The following is a 15,592-nucleotide window of genomic DNA, read 5'->3' on the forward strand; positions in this document are numbered from 1 at the left end:
ACCATCTGTGGAGAGCTTTGTAACGCTTCTCTTAAGTATATAAGAACCCCACTGCTTTAGCTGTGGGAGTAGTCAGGAAACAGATTTCTTCTAATGTGCAAAATTTATCATAAAGACAGAATAGGACCGAATATTTTACCTAGAAGCATATTTTTTATAATTCTATTTTCTAGTCGCCACGTTTCTCTAAATTTTTAGCAGTTTTACTTTGGTCAACATCCTTTTGGTTTTTAAAGGTACCCATGAGAAAATCATAGGCTGGGTTCGTAACGCCATACCAGTAATTTTCATTTTTGAAATGATGCCATAAATGAACCTTTTTCATCCAACGCCCCCATGGAGATATTGGCCGAAGGGGGCGATGGGCGATATAATGCGTCCACTCATAAAATAATAAAAAGAGCATGATCCCTGCAATAAATGCGTTTGTCATTATAAAGCTAGATGAAAGAATATAAAAAATGGCTGCTACAATTGCAATGTTTGGCACACTATACCATAAGGGTAAAAATAATAAATGTAATTCATTCGGATTTGAATGGTGGTCATAATGTAAGCGTTTAAGCATTTTTAACAAGAATGCATTCTTTGGTGGTTTCAGATGAAAAAGAAACCGGTGTGTAACATACTCAGCTAAGGAATACATAATCATTCCCAGAATAAAAGCACCCAAAATTCCGATGGAGGTTAAATGTAGAATCATAAATCCAAAGCTAATGAGGAATAGACAGGTCATGATTAATATATCAGGATATGAAAAATATTCTTTAAAATATTTCAATCTCATTTATCACGCCTCCTGTATTCTTTATTTTTCTCTATCTTTCCAGAGAGCCAAGCTTTTCTCCATTGTTGTCTTAGACAACCTCTCCGCTTCCATTGCATCTCCCTTTAATGCAGCTTTTAATAAGTCGTGGTAATAGTTGAAGGACAACTCACGATGATCTTTTACAGAAAAATATCTTTTCGCCATATCTATATAAATGGAATCGAAGCTATTTAAAATGAGTAGAAAGATTGGATTGACAGCAAGGCCTGCACACCTTTTTTGCAAATCCCAATCAAATGCTGCATAGCTTTCTGCACTATCTTCAAGCTGCTCTAAATTGGCAAGGAGAGCAACCACTTTAGGTTGATTAAAAGTAACAGCATCACGAATATAAGTCGGAGTCAAAGAACTTCTTAATTCTAATAAGTACATGATAAATTCATCTGTTATGATAGGATGATTCTCAACAATATTAACAAGTGTCGTTAGATTCCCATTGCGCCAATAATCATTAACAATCGCAGGCATTCCTTTTCTTCCTGTTATCCATCCACCCCTTCCTAAACGTTGAAGAGCCTCCCGAATAGTTGGACGACCAACACTAAATTCTTTTGCAAGCTCTCTTTCCGGCGGTAAAGTACTTCCTACAGAATAAACATCAGCCAATATGGATCTAATTAATTCATTCTCAATTTTATCTGAGGAGCGTTCCTTTTCTTTCAAATCCTCGTCCCCTTTGTTTTTATGGTCATACAAATTAAAGACAGTGGTAATACCAAAAATTATATATTAAGACTGAATTTTCTGTCAATAAAAAGAGCGGATTTTTATAAATAGAATTTTCAAACAAGACCGTGAAATACCTAGTAGGATGCAATATAAATTTAATTTATTTGAATCAAACAAGTACAACGTATGATACAGGAACTAACCAATGGAACATTAATTAATAAAAAGAGGGAAAAAGCATTAAATAAGCCTGCGCTAAGACAAATGAATTTCCCTCTCCATAGCTTTGATGGCCATAGTGGTTCTAAAGATAAATATAAAACATTAAAAGCTTTACATTAACGTTGCGTAAAGGATTAAGCTATTAGATAAGGAGGAGATAATATGGAAAAAGTAAGAATCAACTTAATCAATAGCTTAGATTTCTATAATAAGTGTTTATTAGGAAATGTTAATGAGAATTCACTTCGATATGGATTGATGCAACCAATGAAAACAATGTGGGATTATTTAAATGTACCGTTAAAAACAACGCAACCCAATGGATACGATGTTGTTATGGCATCAGAGATGTTAGGGATTTGGACTCCAAGAAAATCTACTCAACAAGTTAAAGATAATTTGCCAAAACTTATAGAATCTAAAATTTTTGATGAATATCAAGAAGTGATTTTAAAAGGAATTCATGAATTTGAAAAGATAGATTATTCTATTCCCCTAAAAAAAATCGACGTAAATATTCTTTTAGGGGATGAAGAAAGTCAAGAAATGAAAGTAAATAAAGGATATTCGGGTTTTGGTGGAATACCAGGATATATCATGCTAATGGTTATTCCTAATGACTTTAATAAGAAACGATTAAAATCTGCTTTAGCTCAGGAGTTTAATCATAATGTTCGTTTTACATTTGAACCATTTAATTATGGTGACGTGACTGTAGAAGAATATTTAGTATTGGAAGGTTTAGCCGAATGTTTTGCTGAAGAAATGTATGGGAAAGAATTGATAGGACCTTGGATCGCAGATTTTGATAAAGAAGAAATGGCGTACTCAATCGAAGTGATAAAAGAGGGACGAAAGACTAAAGGTTTTGGAGAAGTATCAGCTTATATGTTTGGTGATGGCATTGCTAAGAAACGAGGGTTCAATCCAGTTGGTTTATCAGAGAATGCAGGCTATACTATTGGTTACCACTTGATTAAACAATACTTAGCCAACAGTAGCAAGAGTATTGCCGAAGCGACACTGACTCCTACTGAAGAAATAATTAGAGTCTCTAAATTTTTCGATTAACCTAATTTACAATTGATATGGTGAATTGGATCTACGTCAAGAGTCTGGACATATTCAAGTTAATTTTTTTGTGTTGCACAACGTCCATTTTTGGAGTGTTCCACATCCCGAGTAGCCCGTCAAAGTGAAAAGAGCCTTTGAACGCCTGCTCGGGATGTAGAGCGGAAAATGCATGGAAGTTGCGCCCGAATGTGGTGGGGTAGATTTCTTTGTACCCCTTTTTCACGCTGCTGCTCGGCACATTTTCTCGTACGCATCGGGTGTGACATAACCAATGCTACCTTGATTGACCGGTGTAACCGAGCGATAAATCTCGACTACTGTTTGTTTAAATTCTTTATTGTACTTTTTTTGACTCATGGTCGGACACGTCCTCTCGTAATCTCAATTCTATTGAATTAATCGAGATATGTCCATTCATCTATAATACATCCAAAGCTAGGGTGTAATCAAACATCATGTACAATTACTTGTTTTTAATCTTACACAGTATCCTGAGCGTTTTTTATGTAAATAGGTTACAGTAAACCACTAAGAAGATAGAGAGCTGTTGCCCAAATAAAAATCGCTGAGCATTTATTAAAAATATTCATTAGCTTCCCAGAGCTATCGAGTTTTTTCAATGAAGCTCCAGCAATTGTGAGACCGATAAACCACAACCAAGAAATCAAAACGCATGCAGCAGTAAACAAGATTTGCTCCGTGCCACTATATTTTAAAGCACTCGTCCCAATAACGCCTATAGTGTCCAAAATGGCATGTGGATTTAAGAGAGATACAGAGAGCGCGAATAATATTTGTTTTTTGATAGGAAGTGCTTCGTTATTATCGGCAGTTGCCGGATTTGAACGCCAAATTGTATAGCCCATATAAAGTAAGAAAAGTATACCTACACTCATTAAAGCGATACGTAACCACTCAAATTGCAAGACGATAAGAGATAAACCGAATACCGCAAGCAGTATCAGGAGCGTATCACAAATCGCGGCTGTTATGGTGGCAGGTAAGGCCCGAACTAAATGTGGTTGTGTTGCACCTTGAGAAAAAACAAAGACATTTTGTACACCTAAGGGCAAAATAAGTCCAAATGCTAAAATCATCCCATGAAGAAATGCTTCCAAGGAAAATTCCTCCTTTCACTTAATATTCTAATTATGTTATAACTAAAAGAAAACGACCAATTGGATGGTTTTTTACCCACCCAATTTGAAATGTGTGAGGTGATACGAATGAACTGGAAGCCAATTAGACAGAGCGAAATGACATTACAGCAACAAATTGTAACATGGATTACTGAGCATATAGAGCGAGGAGATTGGGTAGCAGGAACAAAGCTGCCAACACAACGCCAGCTTGCTATGCAGTTCGGGGTAAATCGCAGTACGGTTCAGCAGGCATTAGAGGAGTTAAAGGCAACAGGAATATTGGAAGCAAAGGTAGGATCAGGCATTTATGTAGCTCACAATTCCTGGCATTCATTAATTACACAAACCCAGCCAAATTGGCAAACCTATATTGACACAAGTCTTCATAAGCCGAATTATCATACCATTCAATTAATTAATGAATACGAGCAGCGCGATGATGTCATACGATTAGGAACTGGAGAGCTAGCACCAAGTTTATTGCCAACTGCTGAGATTGAAGCGTCATTGAAGGAACTTTCTTTACAGCCGAAAGCTTTAGGTTATTCATCACCGCAGGGTAGTGACAGACTCAGAGAAGCGATTTGTGAATATGTGAAAAAAAGAGGGATTCATGCAAATCCCCAAAATGTTTGTATTGTGTCTGGTGCACTACAGGCATTGCAGCTCATTGCTGTTGGACTGCTTGAACAGGGTTCTATCGTATTCCAAGAACAAACGTCTTATTTAAATTCAGTTCATCCTTTTCAGTCTGTCGGTATGCAAATGATGGCTATCCATCGTGATGCACAGCTCGCACAAACATTAGCTGAAAAGAAAAGAAAAAGACAGGCTGTGTTTTATGCTGTTCCTACATTAAACAATCCGACCGGAGTGGTGTGGACGGCGCTTGAAAAAAAGCAGCTTTATGAAGCGTGTAAACAATCTCGAATTCCTATTATTGAGGATGACGTCTATCACGAATTGCTCTTTGAAGCGGCAACTCCTCCCATAAAATCAATGGATGATAGCGGGCAAGTCCTATATATTGGGAGTGTTTCGAAAACATTAAGCCCTGGACTTCGAATTGGATGGTTAATTGGTCCAACAACCGTTATTGAGCGGTTAGCGGATATAAAAATGCAAACAGATTACGGTTCAAGCGCAATCTCACAGGAAATTGTGCTGCACTGGCTACAATCTGGAAAGTATGAAAAGCATATCGTCAGCTTACGTCAAAAATTACAGCAAAGGGCAGATTATGTAGAGACTATATTACAAGAAAAATTCTGTGATATTGCTGACTGGTATAAGCCAAAAGGTGGCTTCTATATTTGGCTAAAGTTTCATGAACCAATCGTTGATAAAGAGTTATTTATCAAACTATTGCAACGACAAGTCCTCATTAACCCCGGTTATATCTATAATCCACAAGATACCCAGCATATTCGATTATCGTATGCCTATGCAACATACGAAGAGTTGGAAACAGGATTAAAAAACTTATTTGAAATTGTCAAAAAAGATACTTGAAAGCAATTTTATATTACGTGTTTAGGTAGATTATAAAAAAATCCCCATTGTGTAATCATTAAACTGTACCCTATAAGATAGACACTTTGAAAAAAGTCTATCCTATAGTATACTGTACCCTCTCGAGTAGACACTTTAAAAAAGTCTCTCGAGAGGGTACAGTTTAATATTTGATGCGGTTTTACTAAATGCTGATCAATATGTCATGACCCCGGGCAAGGCTTTGTTCATAAAAATGGATTAACTGATCGAGTCCCGCTATAAGTTCTGCGAAAAGTGCCACTCTTCCTGTTGCGCTAACCTTTATTTAGAGGAATAGATTCTTGTATGCAACTTTTAGATTTACAAATGCCAACAAAAGAATTTTTATAAAGAAAGAGCATCCTTGTGCAATTAAGGACGCTCTCCGAAAGATAAAGTGCAGCAACATTAAGAAAAGCGTTGCAATAAAGTAACACTAAGTTCAATCAATTCTAGATAACTTTGCAACATTTAAAACAAAGGCTATCAATCCACTAATAAAGAAAATATATGCAACCAGTATTGACATAGCTTCTAAGTTGTTAGTAAAGATTCTATCTGCTCCTACAGAACCTAACGCCAAACCACTCCTTTATGGTTAACGCAATCAAAGAAATACGTGCCGAAATGGTTGTTGGGATAAAAATGGCTCAATACGGTATCGAGGCTATATTACTGATGGCAGTAGGCGGTGTAGGTGACTTACATGACTCTCCAAGGTATTACTATAAGATGCTTGAGCAATTTACTACATTTTTAATTATAAAGCTTGCCCTTTCTTCGACTTTCATTTTGGGTACCTCAATAAGTTCATAACCAAGATGTTTATAAGTTTCAAACATGATTTTATAAGTTGCTACAGCATCTTCAAAATCCTGTTTTCTTTCAGAATCGGTTTTGTATATTTCTTTCCAAGGGGGTAAAATAAACACTTTCTTATTATACTTGTACTTTTTAATTGCAGATTCAAGGTTCTCTGAAATCGGAATGTTAATTAAGCGTGTATAGGCAAGAGTATCTGGGATGCCTCTATCAAAAAATAGGGGGTGTTTTTGAGGGTTCATCAATGCTGAAATATAACTTTCTATGGATTTATCTAACATTAGATCTCGATATTTTTTTACATTTTTCCAAGGCAGAGCATCACCTTCGGAAGAAATCTGTGTTTGAATGATATCCCTTGCGACTTCAGGAACGTAGTTATAGTCATTTTTTTGTATTTCATTCAACAAAGTCGTTTTACCAGAACCGGGGCCTCCAGTAATAATAATAAAATCATCTCTGAATAAATTACTATCTTTCATTATTCGATATTCTCCTTACAATTTATGACCTTTTCTTATTAAAATTCTTGTCCACAAGGGTGCTTCTAAACCTAGATTGAGTAGACTCAACCGATCTTCATTAAAGAAGACACGACTATAATCAAGATATACATCTTTTTAAAACCACCTAATATATGTTAAAGAAATTATAACATATTAGTAGATTTGGAGAAGTAAAAGCCTCAGCATCATTACTTATGAAAAGAATGAGGCATATGGATTAAAAATAATTGAATTAAAAGAAACCAACGAACGAATTGGACATGCAGGACTTGTCCCTCAAAGAATTATTGAGGAAGAACAAATCGAAATAGACTATTGGATTGCACCAAATTTTTTGGGTATGGGTTATGCAACAGAAGTGGCGAAAGCTTTGAGAGAATATGGCGAAAAAGAATTATCTTTAAATAAGATGATATCCCTTATTCCAATTGGTAATACAGCATCTCAAAAAGTAGCGATTAATATAGGCATGAAAAAAGAGAGAGATTGAATTAAAGGGGAAACAAGTCATTATTTTTTCAACACTGAGTGGTTCTATTTCGTGAACAGAACAGTCCATCCTTACAAGAAAAGAATAATTCAAGTAATGAATCCATACATTTTTAAATAACGATTTCTTTATGAAGAGGTGAATCATTGGAGAACATGCCAGAGGGCTATTCTTATGTTCCGCAGCCTATTCGGAAAGATGGTGCGGGAGGGGTGGATAAGGGGCCAAGAGATATTATGAGGGATCTGGAAAATCCTGATATGCTTGTCCCACCAATAACAGATGCTGGGCTTGTACCAAATTTAAAATTCTCTTTTTCTGATACGTATATGACCTTAAATCAAGGCGGTTGGTCTCGAGAAATTACTATTCGTGAATTGCCAATTGCTACTACATTGGCAGGTGTCAATATGAGTTTGACACAAGGTGGAGTACGTGAGCTTCATTGGCATCAACAAGCAGAATGGTCGTATATGCTTCTTGGTCATGCACGTATTACAGCGGTTGATCAAAATGGGCATAATTTTATTGCCGATGTAGGACCGGGAGACTTATGGTATTTTCCACCAGGAATTCCACATTCCATACAGGGTCTTGAAGATGGCTGTGAATTTCTACTGGTGTTTGATGATGGGCATTTCTCAGATCTTAATACATTTTCTATATCTGATTGGTTTGCTCATACTCCTAAAGATGTGCTGTCCTCCAATTTTGGTGTTCCTATTAGCGCTTTTAAACATATTCCGAAAGAACAGGTCTATATTTATCAAGATAAGGTTCCAGGACCTATAGACACACAAAAAATACAATCCCCATATGGTACAGCTCCCGAAACGTTCAAACATCGTCTGCTTGCACAAACTCCTATTAAAACTCCTGGTGGCAGTGTCAGAATTGTGGATTCGACAAACTTTCCTATTTCTAAAAATATCGCAGCAGCACTTGTCGAGATTAAACCTGGTGCAATGAGAGAGCTGCATTGGCACCCGAATAATGACGAATGGCAATATTACCTTCAAGGCAAAGGGCGTATGACAGTGTTTGCAGCTAATGGTGTGGCGAGAACATTTGATTATCGTGCAGGCGATGTAGGGTACGTGCCATTTGCAAATGGTCACTACATTGAGAATACTGGTACTGAGACGTTATGGTTCCTTGAAATGTTTAAAAGTGATAGATTTCAGGATGTCTCGTTAAATCAATGGATGGCTCTAACTCCATCTGAACTAGTAAAGAGCAATTTAAATGTTGGTCCTGAACTTCTTAATGTTTTAAGAAAGGAAAAGTGGCCGGTTGTAAAATATCCTGGATTTTCTTATTATCCAAGGTGAGCATATAAAAGCAGGTGAAGAAAGATACATTGTCTTTCTTCACCTGCTTGTTTTTTAAAATTGATATTTATTTCTAGTAGCAAGCAATATACCGATTGCTGGAACTGTACAAATAAGCATTGCTGCAAATGATAGTCCAGGTGAAATCTCGTATAAGTAGCCGCCTAAAAATGTAAGGATAGCTGTACTTAATCCCATTCCTAATGCCGAGTAAAGGCCTTGTGCATTCGGAATTTGCTCCTTCGGTAATGTTTTTGTTAAATAGCTGATAAAAGCGAAATGCGCTAGAGCAAATGATAATGCATGCAATGTTTGAGAAGCGACGAATACCCAGATATTAGGGAATAGGTAAATCAGTAGCCAACGTAATGAAGAACCACTTGCAGCTAAAAGTAATAAAGAAGATGAGCGCCAATTTTTAAATAGTGTATCAGCTTTCATAAAATATAAGATTTCGCAAATAACGGCGATGTTAATAATCATCCCCATATAGAACGGATCGACATGTAAATCACCTAAATATATATAGCCGTAGCTGTAATAAGAAGCATGTGCGCCTTGCAAGAGGATAACGATTAATAAAACAATAGGGAAGCCTTTGATTTTCCACAATGTTTTCATCGACAATGATTTTGCACGTTGTTCTTTTGTCGGCACAACGAGTAACTCTTTTGGTGTAGCCAATTGTTGCATCAACAGCATAACGATAAGACCGATCACCATACTCCAAAGGATAATGTCATTGCCAAATATGCCTGTCAGCATACTTATTATTAATACTGCAATGACAAAGCCAACGGAACCATAGGAGCGGCTTTTACCATAGTGTACAAGTCCATGCTGTACTAGCGTTGTTGCACTACTTTCAACGGCAGGTAACAGCGCTGGATAAAAAATGCTAAATAAAAGGGTAACAATAAGAAGCGAGATAAAGCCCGTGCTTGGTATATAAAGTAAAGTTGTAATTAGGGCACCTGTTGCTAAGATACTAATGAGTCGTTTATTATGCACATATTTTGCAAGCGTCGGGAAGAAAAATAGATTTGATGTTGCCCGTGCTAAAAGACCACAGCCCATTACTACACTTGCCTGTGATACAGTAAGATGTTTAGCATCCACAAGCCAACCTGTCCAATAAGGTAAGAAAATACCCCATGTAATGAAAAATGTAAAGAAATTTTGAGAAAGCCATCGTTGATTGTTCATAAATTTTACATACCTCCAAGTTAACTATGTTGAATAATAGCATGTTCATCGGTACAATAATGTGAGATATCTCACATTTTTTCGGAGGAGAGAGTAAAATAATGCATATACTGACAGCTGAGGAACGTTCATACTATCTTGATAAATATCCAATAGATGATTTTTTTTCTTTTGAAATTGATCCATTTCTAGAAATATGTAAGTTTGACAAAGGTGAATGGATTTTTCAAGAAGGGTCATTTCCAGATACGTTATACTACATGATCGAAGGAAAGGCGAAGCTATACATGACACATAAAAATGGCAAGGTCTCGCTTATCGATTACTTGGAAGCACCACTTTTTATGGGGGAAATTGAGTTGCTTAATGAGGCAAGATATACGAAGGGGATTCAGACAGTAACCGAGACAATTTGTTTTTCGATTACACAGTCCTGCAAAGAAAAGTTACTCAAGGATGTACTATTTTTACGTAAACTTTGTGTGTTTTTAGGGGAAAAGGCGTTCAAAATGACGTCAAAATATACACAAAATCAAGCATTTCCACTTGAAAATCGACTTGCTGCATTTATTCAATTTTCGTCAGATCAAGGAGTCTATAAAGAAAAGCATACGGAAATCTGTGAATATTTGGGGGTTTCTTATCGGCATTTATTATATGTACTTGCACAATTTTGCGAAGAAAAAATTTTAGAGAAGAAAAAGAATGGCTATCACATTATGAATGAAAAGCGTCTTTCCGAACTGGCACAGGAAATACTGTAAGGAGTGCTAATACTTATTGTATTCACTTTTTTTAACTAACCAGCGTGCTATCTCCTTTCCGCTATGGTAAAAGTTAGCCTCATTGACTCTTTGATTTTGTATGGAGATATTTAGGGTTTCTTCTATAACGCCAAAAGGTATAACCCTTAAACATTGGTGTGTGTTGGGTGGAATCTTTTTGTGCTTTACCTCAGTTTCGATATAAGCTTTAGTAGATTTTTGTGCATTTTGGAATGGACGAGTAAGTAATTCTCCTTGTTCCATTGTTGTGCTTGGTGAATAACAATTACCTTTCATTCAACATGCCCCCTTTGTCGTTAGTTTTATTGTACAAGACATGCGGTGAGAAAAGTCTTCATTTACAAGGCTTTTACGAAAACTTAAAGGTTAGTGATTGAATTAGTAATATGTAACCGTATTCATGCCATTAACGAATAGAAATCATAGAAAACTTGTATAATTTCTGGAGAAAAACACGTACTCAAACTATTGTGAATTTTCCTAACACAACGTATTATTGTAAGTAGATTTAACGTGAAGGACTTCACATAGTCACGTAATCGTGAGGAGGAATTTTTAATGAGTGCAATTCGAGTAGGTATTGTAGGTTATGGAAATTTAGGGCGCGGAGTGGAATATGCAATTTCACAAAATCCAGATATGGAATTAGTAGCGGTATTCACACGTCGCGATCCTTCAACTGTAAACATTGCAAGTAATGCAGGCGTATATTTAGTGGATGATGCTGAAAAATTCCAAAATGACATTGATGTAATGATTTTATGTGGTGGCTCAGCAACAGATTTACCAGAGCAAGGACCACACTTTGCACAATGGTTTAATACAATTGATAGCTTTGATACACATGCGAAAATCCCTGAGTTTTTCGACGCTGTAGATGCAGTAGCACAAAAATCTGGTAAAGTATCAGTCATTTCAGTTGGCTGGGATCCAGGTTTATTCTCATTAAATCGTTTACTTGGGGAGTCAGTTCTACCAGTAGGTACAACTTATACATTCTGGGGAGACGGTTTAAGTCAAGGTCACTCAGATGCAGTACGTCGCATTGAAGGTGTAAAAAATGCGGTACAATACACATTACCAATTAAAGAGGCTGTAGACCGTGTGCGAAACGGTGAAAACCCTGAGCTGACAACACGTGAAAAACATGCGCGTGAATGTTGGGTTGTTCTTGAGGAAGGTGCAGATGCAGCAAAGGTTGAGCAAGAAATTGTAACAATGCCAAACTATTTTGACGAGTATGACACAACAGTAAACTTTATTTCTGAAGAAGAATTTAAAGCAAACCACACAGGAATGCCACACGGTGGATTTGTTATTCGCAGTGGCGAAAGCGGCGCTAACGATAAACAAATTCTTGAGTTCTCATTAAAACTTGAAAGTAATCCAAACTTCACATCTAGTGTTCTAGTTGCTTTTGCACGAGCAGCTCATCGCTTAAATCAAGCTGGAGACAAAGGTGCAAAAACAGTATTCGATATCCCATTCGGTCTGTTATCACCAAAATCAGCTGCTGAATTACGTAAAGAACTTTTATAATAGTAAACTACCCGATTATCATATAGTTGATAATCGGGATTTTTCTTTTTTAGCAAGGCAATATCCAAAGCACGCCAATATGTCTAGCATAGCCATGGCGTAAATAACATATTAAGCGATCATGACACACAGTTGACCCATGACAAATCGGACAATAAATAGTTTGCGGCTCAATCATGACAGAAAATACATTCGATTTTTCATCGAAGAGTACAAAGCGAAAACTACTCTCGTGGTTTGTCTCAGTAACAATTACAATAAGTGATTGAACTTAAAACTGAGCGACTCCTTAGGAATTAAGCAGTAGGGGAACAAAGGTGAAACCATCAAATCCTGTGAAAACGCCTTCGCGACCAATGTCTTTAGGCCCGTGAGGCTCATCGGACGCCTCCAAGAAAGCGCTCAGTCGGAACGGAAATCAACCCTACGTTGTGTTTATGACTAGTATTATTATATTTGTCATAGCCTCATTCTTACCTCAGCCACTAACAGCTCATATTGATTAAAAATATTAATTTATTGATAATGTCTTGAAACTATTTATAGAATCATGTTTAATAAATATGGCTTACATTATATACATAATATTCCTGTGAAGTGATGAGAAAGGAGAAATGATTTTTTGCGCACTTTTAAAATTAGTACAAAATTTAATTTGCTTTTAGTAGGAGTCATCATTTTTTTAAGCGTTATGATTGGATTTGTTTCCCATATACAAGTGAAACAAATTATGCGTAACAATTTTGAGCAGAGCATAACCCATATTTCAAAGGTCGGTTATATGCTGCTAGAGGAACGATTTAAGGGAGATTGGGCTATAAAAGATGGGGAGCTTTACAAAGGGGATACAAAAATAGTTGACCAGGAGGCCTTTGTTGATGAGGTAGGAGAAAGCATCGAAGGTGGTGTCACCATTTTCCAAGGCACAAAAGGACTTATCACCAATTTACAGCTAAATGGAGAACGCTTAGTTGGCAAAGATGCTGATCCAAAAGTCGTTGAAAATGTGATGGAGAAAGGGGAAACCTTCATAGGTGAAGCAGATGTTGTTGGAACAAAATATTTAACACTCTATGCGCCAATTAAAGATGCCAAAGGAGACATCATTGGCATGTGGTTTGTTGGTGAAACGATTGATGAGGTGAATGCTATTATTTTTGCATTTATCGGCAAACTTCTCGTTGTATTGTTCATCGGCGCTGTCATTGCTGTCTTAGGCAGTTTCCTATTCACAAGAGCATTTGTGAAACCGCTTCGTGCAATGAATGATCAACTACATGACATTGCGGATGGAGAGGGAGATTTAACAAAACAGCTACAAATCAATTCAAAGGATGAAGCAGGTGAGCTTGCGCAATCCTTTAATAAAATGCTGACAAGCTTAAAAGTATTAATGCAACAAATAGCACAGTCCTCTAAACAGGTTGATGTATCGTCTGATGGCTTAACATCTAAATCGCAGCAAACGGCGGATATGACGAGACAGCTAACATCAACCCTGCAAGATTTAGCGGATGGTTCAAGAACAACATTACATAGCACAAGTGATAGCTTAACTGCCATGCAGGAAATGGCGATTGGCATCCAGCAAGTTGCTGAAACCGCTTCAACTGTTTCAGATGCTGCTGATTTAATGAGTGATGAGGCTACTCAAGGAAATGACTCTTTGAATCGTGTGATGAAACAAATGACAATTATTAATGAATCATCAGACAATGTAGAGGCGCAGGTCCGTATATTAGGTGATCAGTCACAGCAAATTGGCAATATCGTTGATGTTATTACAAGTATCGCCGATCAAACGAATTTGCTTGCTTTAAATGCTGCCATTGAAGCGGCTCGTGCGGGTGAACAAGGAAAGGGCTTTGCTGTCGTTGCAGATGAAGTTCGTAAATTAGCAGAACAATCAAAGGAATCTGCTGATCAAATAGCATCACTTATTCATTCTATTCAAAATGATACAACCAATGTAATTACGGCTATTTCCAGTAACTCGAAGGAAACTGCAGCAGGTATGGATGTTGTAGATGACACAAAACAAGCCTTCCACAAGATCATGCAATCGATTAAAGGGGTTAGTACACAGTTACATGACATCTCTGCTGTGACAGAGCAAATGTCCGCAAGTGTTGAAGAAGTTACAGCCTCAACAGAAACAATGGCACGCATTGCAAGCAAGGCAACTGAAAGTACGGAGCATGTTACGTTAACAGCGAAGGAGCAATTAGCATTCATAGATAATATGGCTTCTTCAGCCAAAGAGATGGCACAACAGGCAGACGAGCTTCAAGGCTTACTAAAAAAATTCCAATATTAAGGATGTTGAAAAATGCTTTATATCCTAACAGTTTAAAGTAAAACAAGTACAGAAAAGAAAAGGGAATATTAACTATTGCTCATTAGAAGTAATGGGTTAATAGTCTATACTAAACGATAGAATATATTAAATGAATTGCCCCGTAAAAGTTAGACACCAATCTAACTTTTACGGGGCTTTTTTTAGATAAATGGTTTTATATGTTAAAATTGGATATATAAATAATGAAATAGGAGGAAGCTGAAAATTCTTGAAACAAGTGTTCTTATTGATAATGCCTTAATCGAAGAATATAAAAATGATTTTGACTTGTATGGGACATACCTAAAGAGGTGGTTTGAAAATGAAACTGAGACTTTTGTTTGGTATTTTTCTTTTAATTAGTTTGACAGCTTGTTCATCATCGAAACAAACCGATATTGCAGATGAGGTTATCTTCTATGGCGAGGGAGAACATTGGAATGTCAAGTATATTTACAATCCTGAATTGTATGTTGAAAAAAGAGTAAATTGGGTTGAAATGGAATTGAAAGATTTAAAACTATCGCAGGGGGATTTATTTAATATTGACATTGAGTTTGAAGGAAGAGATGGGTTAATTACAGGGAATGTTGGAGATATGAAAACAAAAATTAAAGGGAACGTTATTTCATTTTTGGTTGGTACTGTTAATGTTGAAACATATAAAGAGGATAAATATAAAATCAAAATAAAATTCAAAGATACACAAGATGTTATAAGATTGCAGTCATTGAACTAGCGGGTGGCTTTAGTGTATTAGCGAAATAAACATGTTGAAAATGATATGGTAACTCTAACAAACCTGATCCAAAGAGATGCGGTTTTAAGACATAAAGACGCCAATTATAAAATAATTGATGCCTATAATAATCTACATATGTGGATTGAAGCGAATAAAAATCAAAGACTTAAAAATAAATGGCATCTAAATATTTCATAGCTGGGAAGATAGAGAAAATTTAAATGTAGAGCTATTAGATACCATTGAATAAAGACTGTAAATGACAGTCTAATGTCAAACGAAATAAAGAGAGTATAAAATATTTTGTGTAAATGAATAAGACGACAAAAAAGAAAGACCTTTTCTTGGTAGAATTAAGTCACCA

14 protein-coding genes and 1 pseudogene are annotated in these 15,592 nt (G+C 36.5%); 9 read left to right on the forward strand and 6 right to left on the reverse strand.

What is annotated here, in order from left to right; translation table 11 throughout:
- Positions 1-169: 169 nt before the first annotated feature.
- Together AN161_RS26800 and AN161_RS26805 are read right to left on the reverse strand one after the other, a co-directional pair.
- A complete protein-coding gene (locus AN161_RS26800; protein ID WP_053597363.1) occupies positions 170-787 on the reverse strand; it encodes a sterol desaturase family protein in 618 nt (205 codons plus the stop codon).
- Between the two features lie 21 nt (positions 788-808).
- Positions 809-1,492 (reverse strand): GntR family transcriptional regulator, encoded by a 684-nt coding sequence (locus tag AN161_RS26805; RefSeq protein WP_053597364.1) that lies wholly within the window; start codon positions 1,490-1,492, stop codon positions 809-811.
- Between the two features lie 207 nt (positions 1,493-1,699).
- On the opposite strand from AN161_RS26805, the pseudogene AN161_RS29260 reads away from it, so the two are divergent.
- Positions 1,700-1,834 (forward strand): annotated as a pseudogene (locus AN161_RS29260) (radical SAM protein); the annotation flags it as partial.
- Positions 1,835-1,882: 48 nt separating this feature from the next.
- Positions 1,883-2,791, forward strand: coding sequence for a DUF2268 domain-containing protein (locus tag AN161_RS26810; RefSeq protein WP_053597365.1), 909 nt, complete (start codon positions 1,883-1,885; stop codon positions 2,789-2,791).
- A 518-nt stretch (positions 2,792-3,309) separates the two neighbouring features.
- On the opposite strand, the gene AN161_RS26815 is transcribed toward AN161_RS26810, so the two are convergent.
- A complete protein-coding gene (locus AN161_RS26815) occupies positions 3,310-3,912 on the reverse strand; it encodes a LysE/ArgO family amino acid transporter (protein WP_053597366.1) in 603 nt (200 codons plus the stop codon).
- Between the two features lie 108 nt (positions 3,913-4,020).
- Here AN161_RS26815 and AN161_RS26820 point away from each other — a divergent pair, with 108 nt between their 5' ends.
- A complete protein-coding gene (locus tag AN161_RS26820; protein WP_053597367.1) occupies positions 4,021-5,448 on the forward strand; it encodes a PLP-dependent aminotransferase family protein in 1,428 nt (475 codons plus the stop codon).
- A 746-nt stretch (positions 5,449-6,194) separates the two neighbouring features.
- Here AN161_RS26820 and AN161_RS26825 read toward each other — a convergent pair.
- A complete protein-coding gene (locus tag AN161_RS26825) occupies positions 6,195-6,773 on the reverse strand; it encodes an AAA family ATPase (protein ID WP_053597368.1) in 579 nt (192 codons plus the stop codon).
- Between the two features lie 211 nt (positions 6,774-6,984).
- On the opposite strand from AN161_RS26825, the gene AN161_RS28060 reads away from it, so the two are divergent.
- Together AN161_RS28060 and AN161_RS26830 are read left to right on the forward strand one after the other, a co-directional pair.
- A complete protein-coding gene (locus AN161_RS28060) occupies positions 6,985-7,287 on the forward strand; it encodes a GNAT family N-acetyltransferase (protein WP_277815994.1) in 303 nt (100 codons plus the stop codon).
- 155 nt (positions 7,288-7,442) lie between these two features.
- Complete coding sequence (locus tag AN161_RS26830; protein ID WP_053597375.1) at positions 7,443-8,618, forward strand: oxalate decarboxylase family bicupin; 1,176 nt, start codon at positions 7,443-7,445, stop codon at positions 8,616-8,618.
- 54 nt (positions 8,619-8,672) lie between these two features.
- Here the strand turns inward: AN161_RS26830 and AN161_RS26835 are convergent, their stop codons facing one another.
- Positions 8,673-9,824, reverse strand: a complete 1,152-nt coding sequence (locus AN161_RS26835) for an MFS transporter (protein WP_053597369.1) — start codon at positions 9,822-9,824, stop codon at positions 8,673-8,675.
- A gap of 101 nt (positions 9,825-9,925) precedes the next feature.
- Here AN161_RS26835 and yeiL point away from each other — a divergent pair, with 101 nt between their 5' ends.
- Positions 9,926-10,588, forward strand: coding sequence for a transcriptional regulator YeiL (gene yeiL, locus AN161_RS26840; RefSeq protein WP_053597370.1), 663 nt, complete (start codon positions 9,926-9,928; stop codon positions 10,586-10,588).
- Between the two features lie 6 nt (positions 10,589-10,594).
- Here yeiL and AN161_RS26845 read toward each other — a convergent pair whose 3' ends face one another.
- Positions 10,595-10,885, reverse strand: a complete 291-nt coding sequence (locus AN161_RS26845; RefSeq protein WP_053597371.1) for a hypothetical protein — start codon at positions 10,883-10,885, stop codon at positions 10,595-10,597.
- A 282-nt stretch (positions 10,886-11,167) separates the two neighbouring features.
- Between AN161_RS26845 and AN161_RS26850 the strand changes: the two genes are divergently transcribed.
- The 3 genes from AN161_RS26850 to AN161_RS26860 all read left to right on the forward strand — a co-directional run bounded on the left by AN161_RS26850 (position 11,168) and on the right by AN161_RS26860 (position 15,225).
- Positions 11,168-12,148 carry a diaminopimelate dehydrogenase gene (locus AN161_RS26850; protein ID WP_053597372.1) on the forward strand — a complete coding sequence of 327 codons (981 nt, stop codon included), beginning with the start codon at positions 11,168-11,170 and terminating at the stop codon, positions 12,146-12,148.
- A gap of 622 nt (positions 12,149-12,770) precedes the next feature.
- On the forward strand, positions 12,771-14,465 hold the full coding sequence (locus tag AN161_RS26855) for a methyl-accepting chemotaxis protein (protein ID WP_053597373.1): 1,695 nt from the start codon (positions 12,771-12,773) through the stop codon (positions 14,463-14,465).
- A 343-nt stretch (positions 14,466-14,808) separates the two neighbouring features.
- Positions 14,809-15,225, forward strand: a complete 417-nt coding sequence (locus AN161_RS26860; protein WP_053597374.1) for a hypothetical protein — start codon at positions 14,809-14,811, stop codon at positions 15,223-15,225.
- Positions 15,226-15,592: the final 367 nt, after the last annotated feature.

It is taken from the genome of Lysinibacillus sp. FJAT-14222, assembly GCF_001278875.1.
GTDB classification, from domain to species: domain Bacteria; phylum Bacillota; class Bacilli; order Bacillales_A; family Planococcaceae; genus Lysinibacillus; species Lysinibacillus agricola.